The organism is bacterium (assembly GCA_035505375.1).
Taxonomy (GTDB): domain Bacteria; phylum Hydrothermota; class Tepidihabitantia; order Tepidihabitantales; family Tepidihabitantaceae; genus UBA2258.
Genome location: DATJQV010000024.1, coordinates 64,117 through 86,855, shown reverse-complemented (window position 1 = coordinate 86,855; position 22,739 = coordinate 64,117). Strand labels below are relative to the sequence as shown.

The 22,739-nt window shown below is 61.7% G+C and carries 26 protein-coding genes; 18 read left to right on the top strand and 8 right to left on the bottom strand.

Translation table 11 applies throughout. From position 1 onward, the window contains the following. Positions 1-67 precede the first annotated feature (67 nt). The 4 genes from VMH22_03830 to hflX are packed head-to-tail and all read left to right on the top strand — an operon-like array spanning position 68 to position 3,162. Positions 68-541 carry a metallophosphoesterase gene (locus VMH22_03830; GenBank protein HTW90816.1) on the top strand — a complete coding sequence of 158 codons (474 nt, stop codon included), beginning with the start codon at positions 68-70 and terminating at the stop codon, positions 539-541. A gap of 9 nt (positions 542-550) precedes the next feature. Beyond that, the gene (gene rsmI, locus VMH22_03825; protein HTW90815.1) at positions 551-1,300 is read left to right on the top strand and encodes a 16S rRNA (cytidine(1402)-2'-O)-methyltransferase; all 750 of its coding nucleotides are present in this window, start codon (positions 551-553) and stop codon (positions 1,298-1,300) included. After that, complete coding sequence (locus VMH22_03820; protein HTW90814.1) at positions 1,269-1,847, top strand: CDP-alcohol phosphatidyltransferase family protein; 579 nt, start codon at positions 1,269-1,271, stop codon at positions 1,845-1,847. The genes rsmI and VMH22_03820 overlap by 32 nt, the downstream gene beginning before the upstream one ends. A gap of 49 nt (positions 1,848-1,896) precedes the next feature. Beyond that, positions 1,897-3,162 carry a GTPase HflX gene (hflX, locus tag VMH22_03815; protein ID HTW90813.1) on the top strand — a complete coding sequence of 422 codons (1,266 nt, stop codon included), beginning with the start codon at positions 1,897-1,899 and terminating at the stop codon, positions 3,160-3,162. Here the strand turns inward: hflX and VMH22_03810 are convergent. Next, positions 3,159-4,244, bottom strand: coding sequence for a site-2 protease family protein (locus VMH22_03810; GenBank protein ID HTW90812.1), 1,086 nt, complete (start codon positions 4,242-4,244; stop codon positions 3,159-3,161). The genes hflX and VMH22_03810 overlap by 4 nt on opposite strands. A gap of 346 nt (positions 4,245-4,590) precedes the next feature. After that, positions 4,591-5,226 carry a thioredoxin family protein gene (locus VMH22_03805; GenBank protein HTW90811.1) on the bottom strand — a complete coding sequence of 212 codons (636 nt, stop codon included), beginning with the start codon at positions 5,224-5,226 and terminating at the stop codon, positions 4,591-4,593. Between the two features lie 370 nt (positions 5,227-5,596). Here VMH22_03805 and VMH22_03800 point away from each other — a divergent pair, with 370 nt between their 5' ends. The 6 genes from VMH22_03800 to VMH22_03775 all read left to right on the top strand — a co-directional run bounded on the left by VMH22_03800 (position 5,597) and on the right by VMH22_03775 (position 11,907). Then, positions 5,597-7,384 (top strand): ABC transporter ATP-binding protein, encoded by a 1,788-nt coding sequence (locus VMH22_03800; protein ID HTW90810.1) that lies wholly within the window; start codon positions 5,597-5,599, stop codon positions 7,382-7,384. 416 nt (positions 7,385-7,800) lie between these two features. After that, positions 7,801-9,723, top strand: coding sequence for an ABC transporter ATP-binding protein (locus VMH22_03795; protein HTW90809.1), 1,923 nt, complete (start codon positions 7,801-7,803; stop codon positions 9,721-9,723). Positions 9,724-9,878: 155 nt separating this feature from the next. Continuing rightward, on the top strand, positions 9,879-10,058 hold the full coding sequence (locus tag VMH22_03790) for a hypothetical protein (GenBank protein ID HTW90808.1): 180 nt from the start codon (positions 9,879-9,881) through the stop codon (positions 10,056-10,058). Between the two features lie 76 nt (positions 10,059-10,134). Next, entirely contained in the window at positions 10,135-10,887 is a 753-nt protein-coding gene (locus VMH22_03785; protein HTW90807.1) for a hypothetical protein, read from the top strand. A gap of 169 nt (positions 10,888-11,056) precedes the next feature. After that, positions 11,057-11,554 carry a hypothetical protein gene (locus VMH22_03780; GenBank protein ID HTW90806.1) on the top strand — a complete coding sequence of 166 codons (498 nt, stop codon included), beginning with the start codon at positions 11,057-11,059 and terminating at the stop codon, positions 11,552-11,554. Then, positions 11,551-11,907 (top strand): hypothetical protein, encoded by a 357-nt coding sequence (locus VMH22_03775; protein HTW90805.1) that lies wholly within the window; start codon positions 11,551-11,553, stop codon positions 11,905-11,907. The genes VMH22_03780 and VMH22_03775 overlap by 4 nt, the downstream gene beginning before the upstream one ends. Before the next feature lie 268 nt (positions 11,908-12,175). On the opposite strand, the gene VMH22_03770 is transcribed toward VMH22_03775, so the two are convergent. Both VMH22_03770 and VMH22_03765 read right to left on the bottom strand, forming a co-directional pair. Further along, on the bottom strand, positions 12,176-12,637 hold the full coding sequence (locus VMH22_03770) for a PIN domain-containing protein (GenBank protein HTW90804.1): 462 nt from the start codon (positions 12,635-12,637) through the stop codon (positions 12,176-12,178). Continuing rightward, positions 12,618-12,851, bottom strand: coding sequence for a DUF2281 domain-containing protein (locus tag VMH22_03765; GenBank protein ID HTW90803.1), 234 nt, complete (start codon positions 12,849-12,851; stop codon positions 12,618-12,620). Before VMH22_03765 ends, VMH22_03770 begins: the two co-directional genes overlap by 20 nt. A 434-nt stretch (positions 12,852-13,285) precedes the next feature. Between VMH22_03765 and VMH22_03760 the strand changes: the two genes are divergently transcribed. Then, the gene (locus tag VMH22_03760) at positions 13,286-14,737 is read left to right on the top strand and encodes a FlgD immunoglobulin-like domain containing protein (protein HTW90802.1); all 1,452 of its coding nucleotides are present in this window, start codon (positions 13,286-13,288) and stop codon (positions 14,735-14,737) included. 48 nt (positions 14,738-14,785) lie between these two features. Here the strand turns inward: VMH22_03760 and VMH22_03755 are convergent, their stop codons facing one another. The 4 genes from VMH22_03755 to VMH22_03740 form a co-directional block, all read right to left on the bottom strand. Further along, the gene (locus tag VMH22_03755; GenBank protein HTW90801.1) at positions 14,786-15,946 is read right to left on the bottom strand and encodes an ATP-binding protein; all 1,161 of its coding nucleotides are present in this window, start codon (positions 15,944-15,946) and stop codon (positions 14,786-14,788) included. 309 nt (positions 15,947-16,255) lie between these two features. After that, positions 16,256-16,507: a HepT-like ribonuclease domain-containing protein gene (locus VMH22_03750; GenBank protein ID HTW90800.1), complete on the bottom strand. Its 252-nt coding sequence runs from the start codon at positions 16,505-16,507 to the stop codon at positions 16,256-16,258. A gap of 76 nt (positions 16,508-16,583) precedes the next feature. After that, positions 16,584-16,886, bottom strand: a complete 303-nt coding sequence (locus VMH22_03745) for a nucleotidyltransferase family protein (GenBank protein HTW90799.1) — start codon at positions 16,884-16,886, stop codon at positions 16,584-16,586. A 129-nt stretch (positions 16,887-17,015) separates the two neighbouring features. Further along, entirely contained in the window at positions 17,016-17,387 is a 372-nt protein-coding gene (locus tag VMH22_03740; GenBank protein ID HTW90798.1) for a hypothetical protein, read from the bottom strand. Positions 17,388-17,984: 597 nt separating this feature from the next. On the opposite strand from VMH22_03740, the gene VMH22_03735 reads away from it, so the two are divergent. The 7 genes from VMH22_03735 to mnmE all read left to right on the top strand — a co-directional run bounded on the left by VMH22_03735 (position 17,985) and on the right by mnmE (position 22,739). Next, positions 17,985-18,128 carry a hypothetical protein gene (locus tag VMH22_03735; GenBank protein HTW90797.1) on the top strand — a complete coding sequence of 48 codons (144 nt, stop codon included), beginning with the start codon at positions 17,985-17,987 and terminating at the stop codon, positions 18,126-18,128. Positions 18,129-18,242: 114 nt separating this feature from the next. Continuing rightward, positions 18,243-18,380, top strand: coding sequence for a 50S ribosomal protein L34 (rpmH, locus tag VMH22_03730; protein ID HTW90796.1), 138 nt, complete (start codon positions 18,243-18,245; stop codon positions 18,378-18,380). Continuing rightward, positions 18,381-18,779 (top strand): ribonuclease P protein component, encoded by a 399-nt coding sequence (gene rnpA / locus VMH22_03725; GenBank protein HTW90795.1) that lies wholly within the window; start codon positions 18,381-18,383, stop codon positions 18,777-18,779. 91 nt (positions 18,780-18,870) lie between these two features. Beyond that, entirely contained in the window at positions 18,871-19,152 is a 282-nt protein-coding gene (yidD, locus tag VMH22_03720; protein HTW90794.1) for a membrane protein insertion efficiency factor YidD, read from the top strand. Further along, a complete protein-coding gene (gene yidC, locus VMH22_03715; protein ID HTW90793.1) occupies positions 19,149-20,786 on the top strand; it encodes a membrane protein insertase YidC in 1,638 nt (545 codons plus the stop codon). Before yidD ends, yidC begins: the two co-directional genes overlap by 4 nt. After that, complete coding sequence (locus VMH22_03710; protein ID HTW90792.1) at positions 20,726-21,259, top strand: hypothetical protein; 534 nt, start codon at positions 20,726-20,728, stop codon at positions 21,257-21,259. Before yidC ends, VMH22_03710 begins: the two co-directional genes overlap by 61 nt. Positions 21,260-21,329: 70 nt before the next feature. Then, positions 21,330-22,739, top strand: coding sequence for a tRNA uridine-5-carboxymethylaminomethyl(34) synthesis GTPase MnmE (gene mnmE, locus VMH22_03705; GenBank protein HTW90791.1), 1,410 nt, complete (start codon positions 21,330-21,332; stop codon positions 22,737-22,739).

Here is a 22,739-nt window from a genome sequence, read left to right as displayed (position 1 = left end):
AGATGTCAGAAGCTAGATGCTAGAAGTCAGAAGTTCCGGACCGCCGCGTAGCGAACCGGGCTGGTGAATGGCACGAGTAGGGATCATCTCCGATACGCATGACCGGCTGGACAAGGTACGGGAGGCCGTGGCCTTGTTCAGCCGGCTTAGGCCGGAACGCGTCGTGCACTGTGGCGACATCGTCGCCCAGTTCGTGCTCAAGGAGCTGGCCGGACTCACCATGCCGGTGATCGCGGTCTACGGCAACTGCGACGGCGACCGCGCGGCCTTGCGGCAACGGGCAGACGAATTGGGATTCGCGCTCAACGAAGGCCCGTACGCCTTCGCGCTGGATGGGAAGCGCATCATTGTCTCACACCAGCCGCTGAACCCGGTTCCGGACTGCGACTTCTACCTGCACGGCCACACGCACAAACCGCGGCACGAAGGCTGGCGTCCGGTCATCGTCAATCCGGGAGAGGCCTGCGGCTGGCTGTCGGGCCGCGCCACGGCCGCAATGCTCGACACGGAGACATCTGATATTGAGTTCTTCGACCTGTAGGCGGAGCGGTTGAACCCGCCGGCAGGCGAGGCGCAGACCGGCGGCATTGCGCCGGGTCTGTACGTCGTCTCAACCCCGATCGGGAACCTCGGGGACATGACCCATCGCGCGGTCGAGATCCTGAAGTCAGTCGATCTTGTCGCCTGCGAAGACACGAGGCACAGCGGCCTGCTCTTGCAGCACTATCACATCCGCAACCGTCTGACCTCGTATCACGAGTACAACAAAGTGAGCCGCACGCCGGAACTGATTGAGCAACTCCGGCAGGGCAGAAGAATAGCGCTGATAACCGACGCCGGCACGCCCGGGATTTCTGACCCCGGATTCTACCTGATTCGTGCCGCGGTCCGCGAGGGTATGTCGGTAATCCCGGTGCCGGGGGCGTCGGCGCTGCTCGCCGGGCTTGTCGTTTCCGGCCTGCCTTCAGATCGGTTCGCCTTCGAGGGATTCCTGCCCAAGCGCGACGGCCGGCGGCGCAAACGGTTGGCCGACCTCAAAGGTGAGGAGCGGACCACTGTCTACTGCGAAGCGGCCCGCCGCGTCAAGCGGCTGCTCGAAGAGATGCTCGGGCTCTGGGGCGACCGCGATGTCGTAGTGTGCCGCGAACTAACGAAACGTTTCGAAGAGGTCCTGCGCGGGAAGATCACCGATGTGCTGACGCAGATTGGTGACCGCGAAATGAAGGGCGAGACCGTCGTTGTAGTCGCCGGGGCCGGAGAAGAGGAAGATGAAGGAATCGACGAAGCAGCAGGGTCGTAGGCTGCTGAGGCCGCTGGTGAGTCTCCTCATGGCGCTACGCGTGTCGGCAATGGCTGTAACGGTTGTCGCCCTGCCGCTGAGCCTGCTGGCCGGGTACTTCTTCGCGACCGGCCGGTTCATAGTCGGCGGCGTGTTTGCGGCGCTGGTCGGGCTGTGCGATACGCTGGATGGCGAACTCTCACGCCGGACCGGGACCGCCAGTCCCCTGGGAGCGTTCACTGACTCAACTGTAGATCGGTTGAGCGAATCGTTCGAGCTGATCGGGCTGTTCTGGTACTACCGCGAATCCTGGTACGGACTGCTGGCGGTCGTCGCTCTGGTACTATCAATCATGGTGAGCTACGTCCGGGCGCGGGCCGAGGGCGTGGGCCGGGAGTGCAAGGTCGGGTTCTTTGAGCGGCCGGTACGGGTCCTGGTGCTGCTGTTCGGTGCGTTCGTGCTTGGACGCACCTGGATGCCGATCGCCCTCGGCGTAATCGCGCTTGGCAGTCTCATCACCGTCGTCCAGCGTATCGTCCACGTTCTCTCGCAGAAGGAACCCGCCTGAGGCCGGACACTAGACCCCTGGAACCCTTGACCCCTGGAACCCTCTCCCCATGAGCTGGCGTATTCTGCTCGTCGGCGTGGCCGTCACGAACCGGATGCGTTGGTCCAAGGCCGACTCGCTCGAGGAATTGGCCGCCCTGACCGCCACCGCCGGCGGCGACGTGATCGAGCGGCTGATACAGGTCAGGCCGCGGCTGGACCCGGCGACGCTTGTGGGTAAGGGCATGGTGGAGAACCTGGGCTCGCTCTGCCGCAGGCACCGCATCGACCTGCTGATACTCGACGAAGATCTCACCCCGACGCAGCAGCGCAACCTTGAAGACGCGGTCGGCGTTCGCGTCATTGACCGGGCCGCGCTGATTCTCGACATCTTTGCCCTGCACGCCCGGACTGCCGAGGCCAAGATCCAGGTGGAACTGGCGCAGCTTGAGTACCAGCGCACAAGGCTGACCGGGTTCGGCGTCGAGATGTCGAGGCTCGGCGGCGGCATCGGCACGCGCGGCCCCGGCGAGACGCGGCTTGAGGTCGACCGCAGGAAAGTCGAGCAGCGTATCACCGTCCTGCGCAAAGACCTGAAGAAGATCGACCGCGAGCGGGCGGTCCAGCGCGACCGCCGGAGCGACATGTTCCGGCTGGTGCTGGCCGGCTACACGAACGCCGGCAAGTCAACCCTGCTCAACCGCATGACCCGTTCCGACGTGAAAGTGTCGGACCAGTTGTTCGCGACTCTCGACCCCAACACTAAACCATGGGCGCTGGCTCGTAACGTGAACGTGCTCGTCACCGACACGGTCGGGTTCATCCGGAACCTGCCCACGCAACTGGTCGCGAGCTTCCGCTCTACGCTGTCGGAGGTGCTCGACGCCAGCCTGGTGCTGCATGTGGTCGATGCCAGCGATGAACAGGTTGACCGGAAGATTGACGCGGTCAACGACACTCTGACCGAGATCGGGGCCGGCGACAAGCCGGTGTTGATGGTCTTCACCAAGACCGACCGCGTCTTCGATGACGCCGTGATCAAGCGGCTGAGCCGCAGCTACGCCCAGTCGGTATTCGTCTCCGGCCAGACCGGTGAAAGGATCGAAGAACTCAAGTCCTATCTCCTGCGCCGGGTTGAGCAAACGATGGTGACCCGGACGTTCACCGTTCCGGACTCCCGCTACGACCTTGTCAGCATGCTGCACGACGCCGGTCGGGTCGTTCAGGAACAGAGACTGACCGGCAGGCTCAGATTGAAAGTCATTGGCTTCAGACCGTCGCTGGCTCGCGCCCGGGCCACAATTGACGACGCGCTGAAGGGCCCCGCCGCGCGCTAGGCGCGGTTCGCGGGCTGACCGGCTCCAGCAAACACCAGGTAGCGGCCCAGGGCCTCAAGCGTAACCAGCCCCACAATCCGGCCCGCATCGAGCACGGGCATCGACGAACAGCCGCACGCCTGGATTGCGGCGTAGACCTGTTCGAGGGTCTGGCCCACGGTTACGGTTGTGAACTCCTTCCGCATCACCCGACCGACCAGTGCGCCGGGACCGAACTCATGGAGCGCGGCGATGAGGTCTTGCTTCATCAGCACGCCGACGAGCTCATTGTCCATCATCACCGGGAAGTCCTCCTGAAACCCATGATAAACATGCTCAACTGCCAGGCTTAACCGGTCATCAGGGTTCAGAGTCTGGAACGCGGTGGCCATGACGCGGCTGACCGGCACGTCGTGGAACGCCGTCTTAAGACGGACCCGACTTGCCTCCGCTCCCGCGCCGAAGTAAATGAACACCGCGATGAATGTCAGCCAGATGTTTGAGAACAGACCAATCAGGCCGAGGCCGATGGCAAAGACGCGGCCCACCGAAGCGGCAATGGCAGTGGCGCGGCCAAACGGCATACCGCGGGCCAGCGCGGCCCGGAATATCCTGCCACCATCCATGGGGAAACCGGGCAACAGATTGAAGATGGCAAGCAGCAGATTAACGCGGGCCAGGTTGGGGATGAACAGGCCTCCGGTGACGGTGGCCTGCAGCGTCGCAGTCCGGCCGTAAAGAAGGAGACTCACAATCCCCAGAGCAAGCCCCAGAAGAACGCTGGTTGCCGGTCCCGCGACGGCAATCAGGAACTCCCGGGTCGGCTGCTCCGGCATCTCCTCCATCTGGGATAAGCCGCCGATTGGCAACAGAAGTATCCGGCTCACCTTCACGCCGAACCCGCGCGCCACCAGGCTGTGCGCCAGCTCATGCAGAGTAACGGAAAGGAAGAGCGCCAGGATGAAACTCACCCCGGCAAGCGCGGCCTTCGCGCCGCCATGGAAGGCATAGACCGTTCCCAGAAACGCGATGAACAGGATGAATGTCACATGGAGGTCAATCGGAATCCCGAAGACCTTACCCAGTCTCAGTGAGCTTCTCATGGTTTCAGCAAGGGATCGAGGGACCAAGAGATCGAGGGATCGAGTGGCTAATCCTCTCCTTGTCCGCAATTCTGCATTCCGGTCTCTGGTTTCTGAATTCTGCTCTATCTGAACCCTCAATCTGCGTCATCTGCGGATGTCCTTGTCCTGACCTTAGCGTTCTTGGCGGCTCTCCCTTGGGTCCGGTCCGCGAATATCCGTGTTCATCTGTGTTCATCCGTGGTTGGCACTTCCGTTCCGTCCGAGCCATGAATCTGCGTGATCTGCGGTTCATTCCGCCCGCGTCCGCACCTCTGACTTCCAGCGTCTAGCTTCTGACTTCTGGCCTCGCCTGCGTGGACTGAGGTCATGGCATGACCAGACCGCTGCCGCCCTTCAGCAATTCGTCGACCATCCGTTCCTCGGGCAGCGCGCCTTCGAACGAGTAGACGCGGTTGACCACGGTTCGCGGTACGGCCATGACATTGTAGAGGTTGGCGAGTTGCGGGAATTCGGTCGCGTCGATAACGCTCAGCGAGACTCGGTCGCTCTCAACCGCGAACCGCGCTGCCGTCACCGCCGCGCCCGGGCAGACCGGGCAGGTCAGAGTCACAAACATCTGGATGTCGAGTGGCGATGCCAGCCCCGAGAGCTTTGTCCTTGTCTCCGGCTTCAGCCCGCTGTCGCGGCCGGCGACAAGCTCGACCAGACCAAGCAGCGTCGAGAACTCATACCCGGTCGGTACGCCGTAGTACCGGATGCCGTAGTTCCTCTCTCCGGCGATCACGAATGCCGGGACCTTGTCCACGCGGTATTCGCTTGCCTTCGTGTCGTCCTTCGCCATATCGTAGGTCTCGACCGACAGCTTGTCTGTCAGCTCGGTAAGGTCCTGGGCCAGTTCCCTCGCTTCCTTGCAGAACTGGCACGCGTTCTCCTGCGTGAAAAGCAGCAACCGCACCGGATTCTGCGCCTTGGCCAGCATCTCACCAGCCCTCTTCTTCACGGGTTCGGAAATCACAGCCATACATTCTTAGACGCAGCAACACTCCCCGCGGAGCAGCCAAGACGTAGCATTTCTAGGCAAGTCCGTCGTCGCCCACGGCCGCCGACCGCCTCCCGCCTCGTCCCAGCCCGATCCGTATCCATCTCCCATGCAAGCGTACAGGATCGTCGTTTTCACAAAGCTGTTGCCCGGATTGCCTCTGTTTCAAGGCTGCCTGGTTCGCAGCATTCCGGGCGTTCTGACTTTTGGTCTTGCACTTTGACCTTTGACTTACGCATCCTGGCGCGCTGCGTTCATCCGTGGTGGTCTCGCTCACGGTTCTGCTTCCCTGAGGCCGCTCCGGCGCGTATACTGACGGCCAGGAGACCAGTTGCCGGCCGAAGACATATACATTGAAGAAGAGGAAGCACAGACCCGAGGACAAGGGTTCAAGCTGCTTCCTCGGGTCTGGCCGTTCTTCCGGAAGTACCTCGGCCGCACCATCGTCGCGGCCATTCTTCTAATCGGCTCGGCCGTCCTGGGGCTTGCCGCCCCGCTGCTGGTCAAGCACGCGATCGACGTCAACATCCCGCACAAGGACGCGCGCGGCCTGCTGTACATAGGAATCATCTACCTCGTCCTGCAGGTTGCCATCGGCGCGGCCGGGTACTTCCAGCAAGTCCTCTTGGCCATCATCGGCGAGAACGCGATTGCCGACCTGAAGCATACGCTCTTCGGCCACATCGTCCGCCTGCCCGCGAGCTTCTTCGACCGCAATCCGGTTGGCCGGCTCATCAGCCGGGTCGAGAGCGACTCCTCGGCGCTGCAGGAGATGTTCTCGTCCACCGCGGTCACGCTCGCCCGCAACTTGGTCATGCTCATCGGCATGTCAATCGTGATGCTCGTGGTCAACTGGCGGCTCTTCCTCGTGATTGCCGGGCTCTTCCCGGTCACGATGGTCGGCTTCTACCTGCTGCAGAAGCGGTCGCGGCCGCTCTACCTCCAGATGCGCCGCATCGTGGCGGAGATAAACAACTTCATCACCGAGACGATGCGCAGCCTGCCCGTCGTGCAGGCCTTCAACCGCCAGGACTACTTCGCCGACCGGATGGACGAGAAGGGTCGCCGGCTCTACGGCGTGCGCAAGCAGGAGATGTTCATCTGGACCTGGATCTGGCTTGTCTGGGACTTCGGCGAGATGGCCGGGGTTGCCCTGACCCTCGGGGTCGGCGGCCTCTTTGCCCTGAAGGGAAATCTGACCGTGGGCGGCCTGTTCCTGTTCTACAGCTATATCACCCGCTTCTTCGTCCCCATCCGCGCCGTGTCGGAGCAGATCCACATCATGCAGCGCGCCTTCGCCTCGGCTGAGCGCATGCTCGGAATCCTCGATACCAAGCCTGAGCCGGACGGCGAAGTGGAGCTCTCGGCCGGCGACTTCCGGCAGGCGCTGCGGTTCGATGCAGTCGAACTCGCCTACGAGGGGCGGGGAACCGTGCTGCAGGACATCAACCTTGAAGTCCGCAAAGGCGAAAAGGTCGCGCTGGTCGGCGAGACCGGCGGCGGCAAGACCTCCATCGCCAGCCTCGCGCTCAAGTTCTACGAACCGAAGTCCGGCCGGATAGCGCTCGACGGCACCGAGCTGCCCCGGATTCGGAACCAGTCGCTCCGCCGGCTGGTCGGGTTCGTGCCGCAGGACGTCATCCTCTTTCCCGGGACGGTGCTCGACAACCTGCGCCTGTTCGATGACACGGTCACCGAAACCCGGGTGCACGACGCCGCACGCCGGGCACGCATGCATGAACGCATCCTCCAGCTCCCCCAAGGCTACGCCACCAGCGTCATCGAGCGCGGGGTCAACCTCTCGCTGGGCGAGCGGCAATTGCTGGCCTTTACCCGGGCGCTCGCGTTCGACCCCCAGGTCCTGATTCTCGACGAGGCCACATCGTCGGTCGACCCGCACACCGAGCACCTCATCCAGGAAGGCCTTGAGGAACTGCTCAAGGGCCGCACCGCGATTATCATCGCCCATCGCCTGGCGACCATCCGCATGGTTGACCGCATCGTCGTGGTCCACGCCGGACGCATCGTCCAGCAGGGAACCCACGACGAGCTCGTCGCCCAGGATGGCTACTATAGCCGGCTGTACAAGCTGCAATACCTTGAGAACGCCCCGCAATGACCAATTCCCAATTGCTAATGCCCAACGAATACATGGCTCGGCCTCGGAGGCCGCAACCAAACCGGACGTAACCGCAGATGGACGCAGATGGCTCGGACGAAGGACAAAGGACCAGGAACCAGGAACGCGGAGACGGCCATCCACAGATTACACAGATTCCGCAGATTGGTCCCGAATCCAAGACTCCAGTCTTCCAGCAGAACCGAACCCGATTCTTGCGTCGCCGCGGGCGGCATTTGCCGATGGTTGCCGGGAACCAGGCGACATCAGGGTACACGTGGCGGAGAGAAACATCCTCGTGAAAATGACGATCCTGCACGCTTGTACAGGGACAGGCCGTTCGGGACTGAGCATTACCACGTTCGGCCATTCGTTAGTAATTGGTGATTGGCCATTGGCAATTCTCTCTTGCCGAGATGGCCAGCCACTTCTGGTTCTGGGTCGTCGTGAAAGGGAATCGCACAATGCCGGATAAGGCAGGCCAGAAGCCGCGGGCGATAACCCTGCTCGACATGAAGCTCGTGCTCCGGTTCTGGCGACAGGATTGGAAGCAGTTTATGGGCCTGGTCGCGCTGACGGTTTTCTACTGCGCCATCGCGATTGCCTATCCCCGCATCATCGGCTACATCGTCGATGCCATCCAGCATGGACTGACCGACCCCGCACACTTCGTCTTGAGCACGCTGCGGAACCTCGTGCTGCTGCTGGTCGGAGCCCGGGTCATCGGCGCGCTGGCCGAGGACTTCCGGCCGCTCGCCTACATGATTTCAGGCGCGCGCTTCCTCTGGCGGACGCGCAACCTGGTCTTCCGCTCGGTGCTCGACCAAGGATTCTCATTCACCAACCGCTTCCCGTCCGGCGACGTGCAGGAGCGGCTCGACCAGGACCTGAACGACGTCGCCCAGTTCTCCGCGATGGGCATCTTCTGGCCCATGACCTCGGTGCTCACCATGGCCTTCACGCTCGTAATCCTCATCCGGATGAACTGGCTCTTGACCGTGGTCACGCTGGTGCCGACTGTTGCCAGCTTCTTCGTCTACCTCCGCATCGGACCGAGCGTGGACAAGTGGTGGAAGGAATGGCGCGAGAAGATGTCCGAGACCAACAGCTTCCTCGAATCCTCGTTCTCGGGCATCCGGCTGGTCAAGGCCTACACCATGGAAGAGCGCAACGCCGGCCGCCTGCGGAAGATCCTCAATGAACGCATCCGCTCCGCGGTACGTGGCGCCAAGCTGCGGGCCGCCTTCAACTCGACCTACGGCATTGTCGCCGGTCTCGGCTCGCTGGCTGTGCTCGTGCTCGGCGGCGCATTCGTCATCCGCGGCAAGCTGACCATCGGCGAGTTCGTGGCGTTCAACGCCTACGTGGACATGCTCGTCTGGCCGATGATCGGCATCGCCGACATGATTACCTGGATCTGGCAGACCGGGGTGGAAGAGCGGCGCGTCCGCGAGTTGTACGAGTTCACGCCAGACGTCAAGGTCGACACCGGCACCAAACCCGCCCCGGACTTCGCCGAGGTGCGCCTGACCAAGGTCGGGTTCAGCTATGCATCAGTAAGGAACCAAGGGGTCAAGGATTCTAGGATTCAAGGGCCCGAAGCCGTTCACTCGAATCCTGGAATCCTCGATTCCTCGAATCCTGCCTTGCAGGACATCGATATCGTCCTGACGCCCGGCGCTCGCATCGGCATCGCCGGCACCGTCGGCTCGGGCAAGAGCACAATCATGCGCCTGCTCGTCCGGGCCGCTGAACCGACCAGCGGCGCGATAACGGTGGACGGCACCCCGCAGCCCGAGTTCGAGGTGAAGTCGCTCCGCTCGCTCTTCGGGTACGCACCCCAGGAGGCAGGCCTGTTCTCCGATACCATCCGCGACAATATCATCCTCGGCCGCACTGCACCGGATACCGAGGAGCGGTTGCGCGAGGTCGTGCGCATCGCTCAGCTTGAACCCGAGTTGAAGGCGATGGCCAAAGGACCGGAGGAACTCATCGGCGAACGCGGCCTGCGCCTGTCCGGCGGGCAGCAGGGACGCGTCTCCATCGCCCGCGCGCTATTCGACCGCCCGCGGATTCTCCTGCTCGACGACGTAACTGCCAGCCTCGACGCCGAAACCGAGCAGCAGTTCATCCGCGACGTGATGGGCTACATGCAAGGAGCAACGCTGGTCATCGTGTCGCACCGCCTCTCCATCCTGGCCGCGTGCGACATCGTCTACGTTCTCGACCAGGGGCGGATTGTCGAATCCGGCCAGCACACCGACCTCCTGGCTCGCCAAGGGCTCTACTGGAAACTCTACCAGCGCCAGATCATGCAGGAAGCTTTGGAAAAAGGGTAGGCACGCACGCCGGCGCAGATCCGTACCTCTCAATTCCTGGTTCTCGTTTCCGGGTCGGCAGTACGAACCACGCTACCAGCCGCGGCCTGAACGCCTGACCGAGCGCCGGACTTGACTTCAGCAGTTCTCAATTCACAATTCTGTAGAGGACGTAGGTGAAATTCCTAGCCGCCGTGCTTTCCGGCCTCGTGGTGGCATCGCTGGCGCAAGCCCGCGTGCCCGGGTTCGGCGAGTATCGCCCCGTGCAGGAGTCGCTGGGCCGGGTGCATCCGAGGATGAGGGCGATGGCCATGTTGACAGACTGCGGGGGCATGCTATCATTACGGCAGTCCTAATGGTAACTCCGAGTCCGACTGGAACGCGGTTTAGTGGGCACGCTTGGGCGCGCCCTGCATCGAAGCGGAGGTCACAATGGTATCAATAAAGGGTTTCGCGGAGATGACCACTCGAGGTACGATGCTGCACACGCAGGCGCATGTCGTGCCGGGAGAGGCCGTGGCACGGCTCGTGGCATCTCAAGTCGCCCAGCTATTCCCTGGGGCGCCCACTTCCAGCTATGACGAGAAGAACAAGGCCGTGTTCTTTCTATGGGGGACCAGTGAACGGAGGGCCTTGCAGGTGCGCACAACCATGCACGCCTGGGAGGCGCAGGCCACTGAGGGCATTGAGGATGAGATTTGGCTGAAGCTGCGGACCGGCATGATCAGATCCGTGGCGGAGGGATTCGACCTGAAAGCGTATGACGTCAGCAGTCTATCTGAATCATATGCGTTCTTCTGGCAAGTGAAGGCGAACCCGTACGAGGCGTTTAGGTCGGTTTTCCTGGGTCCCGGGTCCTTGGGTGACGTCGTCTCCGGATACAAGCCGCTGAACACGGACACGAGGTGGGACTTCGAGTTGTCGCGGGCACCGTCTACCTGGGTGCGCATCGAATTCTCAAGTGAGGCCTCGCAGAAGGCGGTCGCGGATGGGGTGTCGCCCGACAAAGGTCACCCGGTCACGGCCCTGGTGCATGTACAGACGCAGTCCTTCGTGCCGGACCGGCCGATGGTGGACCAGTTGCTCGACGTAGGCACAGTCGGAGATACATTCATGCAGGAACGCATACTGCCTAGGTTCGTCCGGCCGTTGGATGAGGCCATGAAGGCCGTACAGACGAGCTAGTGCCTGATTGCACAAGTGCGCGATACAGCATCCAAGATCGCGCTTGTTCGCCCCGTCCACCCTCGCTACGCCTGTACGCGGAGGTCCTGGTGGGGCGTGGCATGTTCCGTGCATCCCCTCCATCAGGTGTCATCGCAAGTAGGCACTAGCATGACCCCGTGCTGACCCAATGCCGCCGACACGATTTCTCTACTCGGCCAACAGCTATCTTGCCTACAAGCTCAACACAGACTTCTACTACGGCTTCCACTACGTCTGGTGCAGCCCATTCTACGATTTGGAGTCTATCCCCCCGGTCGACCAAGTCAATCCGCCCTCCTCGCTGCCCTGCGAGATAGCGTGGGGCCTGTACCAAGGAGCCTCCCGCGGTGATGAGAACAACCCCACCATCGCACAGAACAAGCTCGGCCTGTACAAGGGGATAGATGCGCAGATCGCGAAGCAGACCATTAGCGTTGACACCGGCAAATACCTAAGGGAGCTGGTCAAAGATGCCAAGCCAGAGCTCTTCACGCCCATGATCTACATGATGAACTATGATGAGGTGAAGTCGCTTGTGGACCCGAGCGTAAAGCCGCAGAAGCCATTCTCGTCGGAGATTCTGATTCCCGCGCTCCCTCGGGACAAGTTCGAGATTATGAAGCGCATCTTCGGACCACCAGCATGATGTCTGAATTGCTCCGTGGAAGCACGCCGGAGGTTGCAGTCCCGGCTGCCTACGTCGTAACCCTCGTTCTTACGCGGAGGGACTCCTCGCACTTCTCGCAGGGCCGTGGCGTGGCTGCGTTGTTCAAACAAGGACTAGATGCGAGGCAGAATGGTCTCGTGGATGCTATTGTCGCCGCCATAGAGAAGATAACTCACAGTAGCGTGGCGGCACTTGACGAACACACTCGATATAAATACGTCACAGAGCTCTCCAGGGCTGTGGGAGAACTCACGACTGAAGATGACCCCACGTTGACCAGGAAAGTTAGGGCCCAACTCACTCGTTACGCCGCTGACCCGCTTGCCAAGTGAAGCACTGCTGCACGCTCTGGGAAACCAATGGGAAACCAGGGTAACCCAGGGCAGTCACCCTATTTCCGTTCTCGGGCCCGCGAGTTTAGTAGTGAGGTACAACACTTGAAGTGCGATTCAGCCGAAAGGTGATAACTACCGAGTAGGTCGGCTGTCCTCCCAACCAAAGGCTGCCCGCGTTCCCGCGGGCGGTCACTTTTCAGCCGCTGCGGCTTCTGTGCGGGAGTGTTGAAGACGTCGGTTCGGACTTCGGTATTCGGGCGGCGGCTCAGACTTTGCGGGCTCGGGAACGGCGGGTCTTGGCGGCGGGCCGGTCGTGAGCGACAGGTGGTTCTGCCAGCACTTCGGCCGGCGTCTTTCGTCCACGTTCGGTCCGGTCGAAGTCTGCGTCGAAGCTGACCATTGTCAGGCCATGCTTCTCGGCTGCGACGTACTGGTAGGCGTCGTCGAAGTCCAGAGGAAGACGCTCTCTCGTCTCGGTCACAGCCATCAGGTCAGCGAAGTCGAGGCTCACGTAGCGCACACCTGTGTCCGCAAGAAGATCTGAGATAAACCTCACGAATAGGTCATCCCTCTTGTTGCGGGCCAGGACAACCCCGACCGAATGCAGGGCGAAGTCAGTTATGGCAAGTTCGTCCAACGGAACCGCCCTGAGGAAATCACGTACCTGTCCTGCCTGTTCTTGGTCAAGGAGCAGCTCAAGCCAGACGTTAGCGTCTACCAAGAGCATCGTTTGCCCGCCATTCCGAGGCCTTGTGCTGGAGTTCGACCGAAGTGTATTTGTCACGCAAGTCCTTCAGGCCTCCGGCCCAGTCCAAGCGCAGCTTCTTGCGGGTCGGACGCGCCCTCTTCGCTGCGAGAAAGCGGGCGAAGTCGCGAACCTCCTCCTGTAGCTTCTCGGGAAGCTCTCTCGTCAACTCCATGACTTCATCGACTGTCTTCATCTTTCACCTCGCGTTTGCTGAGTCAATATAGCCTCTTCCCGCGGCCAAATCAAGCACAGGCGCGCCGGGTAGCCTCGGGCGATGCGACTCTTGTCAGCGACGCAACCCAGGCCACGGAAACCGGACAGTCACCCTATTTCCGTTCTCGGGCCAATTCACCAGTAGAGCGCAGCACTTGAGGAGCGAATGCGCGTAGCGCCAAAGGCTGCCCGCATCGCTGCGGGCGTCTACTTGTCAGTCGCTATGATTTCGGCGCGGCGATGTCGAAGACATCCGTCCGAATCCTGGCCAGGACCTCGGGCCACAGAACCAGCGCCGGGGCTTACTTCGTGCTTCTTGATACTGGGACGGAGCAAGCTAAGCTCAAGGCAGTGGTCAAATGGGTCCGTTGTTCGGAGGGGCGGTGGACCCGCCCCTCCGATGCAGGAGAACCGATGAAGAAATTGCTTGTGCTGCTCATACCCGCGCTGTTGTTCGCGCAGATAGAGGTGGATACTGTCGTTCATCTGCCCACGTTTATCATGAACGGCCTCTTCTTTCCTGAACTGAACAAGCTCTACCTTGTCGGCTGCTACGAGCACGACCTGCTTGACTGCTCCACGTATCAAGTGGTCGCCAGGATTCCAAGGTCCTACGACGATAGCTACGGCTACTGCTCCTGGAACTGGCGCAGGCAGAAGCTCTACGTCGGTTTCAACCCAGACCCTGACAGCCTGGTGGTTATTGACGTGAAGGCCGACACGCTGGTCAAGGCGATTGCGCGGAGCGGCATGGGTAATGCCTACGTGGCTTCAACCGACCGCTTGTACCGCGGCGTGGACCAGAACCTAGTCGCGCTGGACTGCGCTGCCGACACGGTTGTGTGTACAATCCCCTCCCCGGTGTCCGGGTATTCGTTCCTCTACCCGTCATGGGATTCAGTCGGGAATAAGCTATATGTGTCCCTAGATGCGTGGGGGCTCCGACCGAAGGTAGCAGTCTATGACTGCGTGACTGATTCACTCCTGACTGTCATTGACATTCCCAGTCCCTACCGCGCGTTCGGGTTGCACTTCGACTACCCTTATCGCAAGGCATACTACAATATTGACGGTCCCTCCGGCGCAGCCGGCGTGATTGACACTCGGTCTGACAAAGTCATCAAGACGTTCCCGTTCACCTCGTGCACGGTGTTCAACACCGGAGTCGCGCTGAACTCCAAGGACCACAAAGCGTATGTCGTCGGAGCGGATAGCGCCATATATGGCTCTGCACTCTATGTAGTCGACTGCGACGCCGATACTATCGTCAAGAAGCTGGTGTTTCCGAAGAAGACCTGGCCCGTGGACCTGGCGCGATGGGTGCCTTGGAGCAACCGAGTCTATCTCACGTATACGGAGCCAATAGCGCACCAAGACCTCGGCATGTACGTAGTCGACTGCAAGACAGACTCCATCATCGTGTCGAATCTCGTTCTGGGATACTGGCCGCCCTATGAATTCCAGATTGACCCGGTTCATGAACGTGTCTTCGCCATCGGTTCAGAGAGTACGACGATTCATGTTCTGCGCGACACGGGCTACGGAGGAGTTGCTCAAACAAAGCAGGCCGAGCCGCGTCTCGCTTCGGGTTTGCAGGTGCGGATGATGCGTGGCTTGTTCGACATTGAGTACTCCGTTGCAGCGCCATGCAGAGTGGACCTCAGTGTCTACGACCTGATGGGTTGTGAAGTCAGGCGACTGGCAGCCGGAAAGCAGTCAGCCGGACGGAATAGCGTGGTATGGAACTGCACGGACCGCACCGGAACCGCAGTGGCCCGCGGAGTCTACTTCATCCGTCTCAACACGCCGGGCCGTGCTGACGTGACCAAGGTCGTGGTGACGAGGTGGGCGGCAAGTAGGCAGTAGACGGCAGACAGCAGAGAGGGCAGGGGCGGGCGCAGGCCCACGGTGCCGTCAGGGCAACGGGGAAAGGTCTTTCAGCAACCTGCGGAACGCAACCGCGCGCAGGCGCGGGCCCAGACTGAACGTGTCTTCGCCCGCGTGGACGATGTCGAGGCGGTCCAGGTGCAGCGATGCGAGGGCCGAACGGGCCGACGGCGTCGGCTTCGGCGCAGTCGTGCGTTTGACCTCGAAACCGAACCGGCGCCTGCCGCGCACCACCAGCAGGTCGAGTTCGGCCCCGCCGTGAGTCGCCCAGAACCAGCACTCCTCAGGCCGGGCGTCAAGCTGCCGCACCACTGCCTGAATTACGAACCCTTCCCATGAAGCGCCAACCTTGGGGTGTGAGTCGAGCGCGGCGCGGGAATCGAGGTCGAGCAGTGCGTGCAGCAGTCCGGAATCGGCAATGTAAACTTTGGGCGCCCGCACCTGACGCTTGGCGATGTTCTCGAACCACGGCGGCAGCAGCCTGATCACCAGCGCCGATGCCAGCAGGTCGAGATACGACCTCACGGTGGTATCGGCCACGCCGAACGAGCGCCCGAACTCCGACGCATTCCAGACCTGCCCGTGGTAGTGCGCCAGCATCATCCAGAACCGGCGCAGCGTGGTCGCGGCGACGACGGAGCCCAACTGCGGCACGTCGCGTTCGAGGAAGGTGCGGATGAAACCGCGCCGCCACTCGGCGCTCGCCGGGCCGGTGCGGGCAAGAAACGAACGCGGGAACCCGCCCCGCAGCCACAGGACGTCGGCGCGGGCAGCGCCCACCTCATCGAGCGCCAGTCCGCCCAACTCGTGATACGCAATCCGCCCGGCCAGGCTCTCCGAGGACTGCCGCAGCAGGCCTGGGGCGGCACTGCCCAGGACGAGGAACCGCGTCCGATTACGCGGCCGGTCGACCAGTACGCGCAGGACCGGGAACAGCTCGGGACGGCGCTGTACTTCGTCGATAATGACCAACCCGTTCAGGTCCCGCAGGGCCAGCATGGCGTCGTCCAGCCGGGCCAGGTGCGAGGGATTCTCGAGGTCGAAGAACGTCGCGCCGCCGCTGCGGCCGGCGGCAAACTGCCGGGCCAGCGTCGTCTTGCCAACCTGCCGGGCGCCGGTTATCGCGACTACCGGATGCCTGGCCACCAGCCCGGTCAGCACTTCAAGCTCGCGCGTTCGCCTTATCACGCCCGTAATCTACCCTGAAAATCCGGTTCTGTCAACCGAGATTTCAAGGCAGATTCCGCCGCCTGCCGGCCGTCGCAATCGCCTTCGACGCGGGAGGGCGCAAGGCGCTGTAAACCTGAAACCCGGCGACAGAAGCCCAAGCGCAAGCTCAAGCACAAGCAGTTCGCAAGATCGTGGTGACGAGGTGGACGGCAAGTAGACAGAAGACAGTAGACGGTAGACCGCAGACAGGGCAGGGACGGACGAAGGACCGCCCTGATTCGAGTAGACCCGCAAACCTGTTGCTCCCCAGTACGTGCGGACGGCGTGCTACTGCTCGGGCGCCAGTGCGGTCTCAAGAACGGCAATCAACGGTCGGAGGTCCTTGGACACTGTGTCCCAGACCACGCCGACGTCGATGTCGAAGTAGACGTGTATCAGGCGATTCCGCATGTCAACCACGTCCTGCCACGGTATCTGCGACAAGTGACGGCGGGTGGGTTCGGACACCTTCCCGGCAGCCTCGCCGATGATCTCGATCTCCTTGACGAGGCCGAGAACAAGCATGCGGTCTTCGCCGATGTTGTGTTCGGTCTAGCCCCGAACGAACTCCAGCGCCTCACGGGCGGCGTCGAGCATGTGGCGCAGACGGATTGCGTCAGGCCGCGGAATACTGTACCTGGGCGCCGGCACAGACCTCGTCCCGGAAGTATCGGCTCAGTTCGGCAGGTGTCCTGAGGTCAACCTTGCGGCCGACCAACTCGGAAAGCTCCCGCTCCATCCGTGCCAGGCCGAAATAGCCGGGACCGTTGTGCGGCTCGAACTCCACGAGGAAATCTATGTCGCTGTCCGGGCCGAAACGGTCGGTTAGCGCTGAGCCGAACAGTGACAGCCTCCGGACATGATTACGCCGGCAGAACTCGGCCAGCTTCTCGCGATCGAGTTGGACACGGGGACTCATGCTTCAGTGTAGCAGAACAGTGCCGGGCGTCAAGCAGGCGTAGCGAGCGGCAGCTAGACTGAATACAGCAGGCAGAATACGGACAGGGGCGGGCGAAAGCCCGCCCCTTACGGCAGAGGGTCGGCCGACTTACGGGTTCGGCGCGGCGATGTCGAAGACGTCCGTCCGAATCTTGGCCAGGACCTTGGGGTCGCAGCCACGAGCGGACCACTTGTCGAGCAGCACCTGGGCCGCCATCGCAAAGCTCTCACCCGAGATGCCCTGCTCCCGGCTCAGCTTGTAGAGCTGCCGGCCGAAGTTGAGGTAGGGTACGTACTGCGAGGTCGAGACCCCACAGGCGTTGATGACCTCTTTGACCTTCACCTCCATTGCGTAGACCTGGGTAATGGCCGCTTCGTAGCGTGCGCCCATGTCTCCGCGCAGGTCGTTCAGCGTGTCCTTCACTCGCTCAACATTGTACTTCGCCTTCCATCGGTCGGCTCTCTTCTTCGGGTCAGTCATGTCGTACCTCCGTTCATGCCGCCTATTCTCATGTCGTAGAATACAGGAAGCTGCGATAGCAGTCAAATACCGCAGTTTCAAGTCCTAAGTCATTGCTTGGTAGGCTGTTATGATGTCTACACATGCATTCAGCCTGGCACTTGGCAGGTCACTCCCCCAGTTACTCCCCGAGTGACTCCCCCAGTTACTCCCCGAATCACTTACCGAGTCACTCGGTGAGTGACACCCCGAGTGAATTGCCCAGTCACTTACTGAGTGACTTGTCGAGTGACTCGACGAGTGAGTCACCGAGTGACATGCCGACTGACTCACTGAGTGACACGGGGAGTGAGTCGCTGAATGACTTACCGATTGACTCTGCGAGTGACTCGTCGGATGACTTACCGAGTGACTTACCGAGTGACTTGCCGAGTGACTTGCCGAGTGACTTGCCCAGTGACTTGCCGAGTGACTTGCCCAGTGACTTGGCGAGTGGACAGGCAGGTTAAGGTTGAGGTTGAGGTTAAGGTCAAGGCTGAGGTCGAGGTCAAGGCTGATGCTGAGGACGAGGTTGAGGTTGAGATGCAGGAAAAAGCCAAGGGTTAGGACGAGGTTGGCTTGGAGGGGGAAGTCGAAGTTGAGGCTGAGGTTAAGGTCAAGGTTAAGGCTAAGGTTGAGGTCGAGGTTGAGGTCGAGATTCGCGAGAAGATGCTGACGCGCGGGCGCAGGTTACTTCCCGGAACACTCGACAGGTTACCTTGAGACCTACGTGCGGAGCTTCGTGCCGTCACGTTTGTACCGGTCCGGGCCGTACCGGGCCGGACGTTTCTTGACTTACTCAGCCATCCGGCCTATAATCGGCGTTGAGGAATACCCATGCCCAAAAGAACATACCAGCCGTCAAACATCAGCCGCAAGCGTACTCACGGGTTCCGTGCCCGCATGCAGACGCCCGGAGGCCGTAACGTTCTTCGCCGCCGCCGCGCAAAGGGTCGTAAACGCCTGGCCGTATGAATGGCCGAGTCACTGACTCGAGCCGAAATCCTGCGCCGGAGACGCGACGTGCAACGGGTGAGGCGACTGGGAGCAAAGTCCGGCACGAGGTACCTTAGCCTACGCTGCGCCCAGAATCCTGACCCGCCGACCGACAACCCTGCCGCGCCCGAACCGCCATCCCGTCGCGTGGCGTTCCATCTGCCGCGCGGAGTGGGAAACGCCGTGGCACGCAACCGCCTGAAGCGGCGACTGCGCGAGATCTACCGGCGGAACAAGGACTGGTTCCAGCCCGGCTACGACTATATTGTGCAACCGACGGTTGCTGCCGGAAAGCTGTCTTTCGCCGAACTGCTCGAACACACGCGGCAGGCAACAGAATTACAAAGGACAAAGTGCAAAGGACAAAGCAATGGGTAAGTATGAAAGCACCGGACGACTCGGCCTTCCCGCTTCGTCATTTCCTCATTGCTTAGTCCTTAGTCCTTCTTACTTTGTCCTTTCATAGCAGATGGCGACGTTTCTGAAGCTCTTGGTCAGGCTGTACCGCAACACCATCGGCATTGCTCTCCCCAATTCGTGCCGGTATCAGCCGACTTGTTCTCAGTATGCGCTGGACGCCTTGACCGAGCACGGCGCGGCAAGGGGCGCATGGCTTGCCATCAGGCGCGTCGCGCGGTGCCATCCCTGGGCCGCCGGCGGCTATGACCCGATACCGAGGAAAGTACGAAGTCCGAAATCCGAATGTCGAATGTCGGACTCGGCGATTGAACGGAGGACGACCACGGCATGAGAAACGAACGAGAAACATCGAGCACGCTCTCCACGATTATCGGTTTCGTGCTCGTGGCCGCGATACTCATCCTGTCGCAGATGTTCCTCCGTCCGAGACAGGCGCCGCCGGCACCGGCGGCAGCTCCGGCTCTGCAACAGGCTCAGCCGAACGAAACCATACAGCCGGCCCAGGCCGCGCCGACTGGTGGACAGTCTCTCACCGCGCTATCGTTCGTACCCGCGCCCGAGTCCCTCGTGACCCTTCAGAACGACCTGCTTCGGGTTCAGTTCTCGAGCGTCGGCGGGACGGTCAAGTCCGCCTTCCTGAAGAAGTACCGCGCCGACCTCGTGCCGTCCGGCCAGGACCTGCTTGGCACGGAACTGATACTGCCGCAGGGCTGTGTCAGCACCGACGCCGTGCCGATGCAGGTCGCGGCCACCGACAGCTCGGTCACGTTCACGGCGCGCTCCGACAGCCTGACTCTTACCAAGACCTACACCCTGCACAAGGATTACACGCTCGACCACTCGGTCTCGATCGCCGGCCCGGCCTCGGGCTTTGCTGTCAACGGGATGGCCGGGATCGCCCTGACCGAAACCAACGTGAAAGAGGGCCTCGCCCACTTCCACTTCTACTCCCTGGTCGGTAAGAAGCTTAATCAGACCCCCGCGGTCAGGCTGAAGAAGCCGCAGGCGATCTGCGAACGTGCTGAATGGGTCGGCATAAAGTCCAAGTACTTCATGGTCGCGCTCATCGCCTGCGGAAGGACATTCGACTCGACCTACGCGGTCACGCTGGCCGACGGTCGTATCGGATTCAGCGCGGTGGTAGAACATCCCGCTCCTGAGACTCAGATCTCGGTCTATCTGGGACCGCTGGAATTGGGACGGCTGCGTTCGTTGGGCCTCGGAATGGATAATGTCGTGGGCCTGGGATGGACCCGGCCGATTGCGCTCGCCATGCTCTGGGTCCTGCGCCTGCTGTACACCATTGTGCGTAACTGGGGCCTGGCCATCATCGTCTTCTCGGTCCTCATGAAGCTGGCGTTCTTTCCGCTCACCCGAACCCAGGCCAAGCAGATGCGCCAGATGCAGTTGCTCCAGCCCAAACTCAACGAGTTGAAGGTCAAGTACAAGGACGACTCGCAGAAACTGAACTCCGAGACGATGCAGCTCTATAAGCTGTACAAGATCAACCCCGCGACCGGCTGTCTGCCGCTGCTCATCCAGTTGCCGGTCTTCTGGGCGCTCTACGCGGTGCTGCGCAACGCCATCGAGCTGCGCGGGGCGTCGCTCGGACTCTGGCTGCATGACCTGTCGCAGCCGGACGTGCTCTTCGGCCATCTACCGAACGGAATACCGATGGTCGGCGGCGCGGCAATCGGGCTGGTGCCGCTGCTGATGGGCGCGTCGTCAATCCTCCAGACGCTCATGACGACCACCGATACGAAGAACATCGCCATGACCATTCTCATGCCGCTCCTCGTCACTCTGATTTTCCTGAACATGCCCAGCGGGTTGCAGCTCTACTGGTTCCTCTACAACGTGCTGTCGATCGGTGAAAACATGATAACCTTGAAAGGAGGCCTGCCGTGGCAGAGATCGAAGGCAACCAGGGAACCGTCCCTGGCGACGGCGCCCCCTCGGAAGTAGCCGGCACCCCGCCGGAAGTGCCGTCCGAGCCGGAGCTCATCCGGCAGGAAGTCCAGTTCCTGACACACCACATAGGCATCCGCGCCCGGGTCGATGTGGAATTGCGGCCCGAAGGCTACTACGCGAATGTTCTTGCCCGGCGCTCGAGCGGCGTGATGATCGGCCGCCACGGCGCGACACTTGAAGCTGTGGGCCACATCGTCCGTCTGATTGTGGCAAAGCACTACCCGAACGTACCCAAGGTAATAATCGACATCGCCGGGTATCGTCAGCGCCGTGCGAGCTTCCTGCGTACCAAGGCCTCGGCCATCGCCCGCATCGTGCTCGAAAGCGGTCGCGAGATGGAACTCGAACCGCTCACCTTCGAAGAAATGGAAGTTGTCGAGGACGAACTGAAGAAGCTGCCCGGAGTCCGGGCTCGCGCGGTCGGCGAAGGTTCACCGCGAATCGTCATTATCTCCCCGAAGAAATGACCGGCGGAGCAGGAATCAAGGGGTCAAGGAGTCGAGGATTCAAGTGCCCGACCCTCGAATCCTGGAATCCTTGAATCCTGGAATCCTCCTCCCCTCGCCTGACACTATCTGCGCCCTGGCTACTCCGGCCGGGACTGGCAGCATTGCTGTCATCCGCGTGTCGGGTCCGGAGACATTCTCAATCCTCGACCGGTTCCTCCCTGACCATCCAGCTTCCAGGCAACGCTCTCACTCCGTCAGATTGAACTGGTTCTGCACGATTGGCCGGGAGCCGGTTGACCAGGTGATGGTCACGGTATTCCGCGCTCCGCGTTCGTACACCGGCGAGGACATGGCCGAGATCTCTTGTCACGGCGGGACCGTCGCCGCCGACGCGGTGCTCAAGCACGTCATTCACGCCGGGTGCCGGGTCGCGGAGCCGGGCGAATTCACCCGGCGGGCGGTGCTGGCCGGCAAGATGACACTTTCTCAGGCCGAGGCCGTTGCCGACATGGCCGAGGCTCGTTCCGAGGCTGCTTTCCACGGTGCCGTCGCCCGCTACCGCGGAGAACTGTCCGGCTTCGTCGCCGGCATTGCTGAGGACCTTAAGGAACTGCTCGCCGAGCTCGAGTTCGACCTTGGGTTCGATGAGCACGATGCTGTCAGTGGCTCGGTGCCGAAGCAGCGCATCCGCCGCATCGTGGCAGCGCTGTCAAAGACCGTGGAGTCGGCGCAGGCCGGCCGATTCCTCATCGAGGGCGCAAACGTCGTCATCATCGGCCGGCCCAATGCCGGCAAATCCAGCCTGTTCAACCGGCTGATCGGAAAAGAACGGGCGATAACGAGTCCGGTTTCCGGGACGACGCGCGACCGGATTGACTCCATGGCAGTGCTTGCCGGCATCCCGGTTCGGTTTGTGGATACCGCCGGTCTCACCGCCCGCCCCGGCGCGCGCCTGGACCGACTCGCCGCTGCCCAGACCGCGAAGGCAATCGAGCTGGCAGACATCATCGTCGCGCTCTTTGACGGCTCGCGGCCCGCGAGTCCGTCCGACCTTGCAGTCATCACGGCCATCCAGGGCCGACCGGCAATCTGCGCACTGAACAAGACCGACCTGCCTCGTCGTTTCAGCGGGAATGTCGAGTGCCGACTGCCGAATGTCGAATCGCCGGTCACCAATCGGCAATCGGCAATCGGCAATCGAGAATCCCACCTGGTACCGATCTCGTGCCGAACCGGTGCCGGAGTCAGCGGGCTCCGTGCACGTATTGCGCGCGCTCTGCGCACCAAGCCGTGTCCGCGACTCATGCTCAACCGGCGTCAGACTGATGTGCTTTCGGCTTGCCGCGATGCCCTGGCTCGGGCCGGGTCGGCCTTGACCCTCGATGTTGCCGCGCTTGAAACCAGGTCTGCCCTTGATATTCTGAGTCAGATAGATGCGCCATCGACCGGGGCCGACATCCTCGACCGGGTCTTTGCCCGCTTCTGTGTAGGAAAGTAA

Coding starts and splice junctions, on each gene's coding strand:
- hflX (HTW90813.1), top strand. CDS start 1,897: ATGAGCTGGCGTATTCTGCTCGTCGGCGTGGCCGTCACGAACCGGATG.
- VMH22_03775 (HTW90805.1), top strand. CDS start 11,551: ATGATGTCTGAATTGCTCCGTGGAAGCACGCCGGAGGTTGCAGTCCCG.
- rpmH (HTW90796.1), top strand. CDS start 18,243: ATGCCCAAAAGAACATACCAGCCGTCAAACATCAGCCGCAAGCGTACT.
- VMH22_03820 (HTW90814.1), top strand. CDS start 1,269: ATGAAGGAATCGACGAAGCAGCAGGGTCGTAGGCTGCTGAGGCCGCTG.
- VMH22_03770 (HTW90804.1), bottom strand. CDS start 12,637: ATGCTCTTGGTAGACGCTAACGTCTGGCTTGAGCTGCTCCTTGACCAA.
- rnpA (HTW90795.1), top strand. CDS start 18,381: ATGGCCGAGTCACTGACTCGAGCCGAAATCCTGCGCCGGAGACGCGAC.
- VMH22_03745 (HTW90799.1), bottom strand. CDS start 16,886: ATGAGTCCCCGTGTCCAACTCGATCGCGAGAAGCTGGCCGAGTTCTGC.
- yidD (HTW90794.1), top strand. CDS start 18,871: ATGGCGACGTTTCTGAAGCTCTTGGTCAGGCTGTACCGCAACACCATC.
- VMH22_03780 (HTW90806.1), top strand. CDS start 11,057: ATGCCGCCGACACGATTTCTCTACTCGGCCAACAGCTATCTTGCCTAC.
- VMH22_03830 (HTW90816.1), top strand. CDS start 68: ATGGCACGAGTAGGGATCATCTCCGATACGCATGACCGGCTGGACAAG.
- VMH22_03795 (HTW90809.1), top strand. CDS start 7,801: ATGGCCAGCCACTTCTGGTTCTGGGTCGTCGTGAAAGGGAATCGCACA.
- yidC (HTW90793.1), top strand. CDS start 19,149: ATGAGAAACGAACGAGAAACATCGAGCACGCTCTCCACGATTATCGGT.
- VMH22_03810 (HTW90812.1), bottom strand. CDS start 4,244: ATGAGAAGCTCACTGAGACTGGGTAAGGTCTTCGGGATTCCGATTGAC.
- VMH22_03765 (HTW90803.1), bottom strand. CDS start 12,851: ATGAAGACAGTCGATGAAGTCATGGAGTTGACGAGAGAGCTTCCCGAG.
- VMH22_03785 (HTW90807.1), top strand. CDS start 10,135: ATGGTATCAATAAAGGGTTTCGCGGAGATGACCACTCGAGGTACGATG.
- VMH22_03760 (HTW90802.1), top strand. CDS start 13,286: ATGAAGAAATTGCTTGTGCTGCTCATACCCGCGCTGTTGTTCGCGCAG.
- VMH22_03740 (HTW90798.1), bottom strand. CDS start 17,387: ATGACTGACCCGAAGAAGAGAGCCGACCGATGGAAGGCGAAGTACAAT.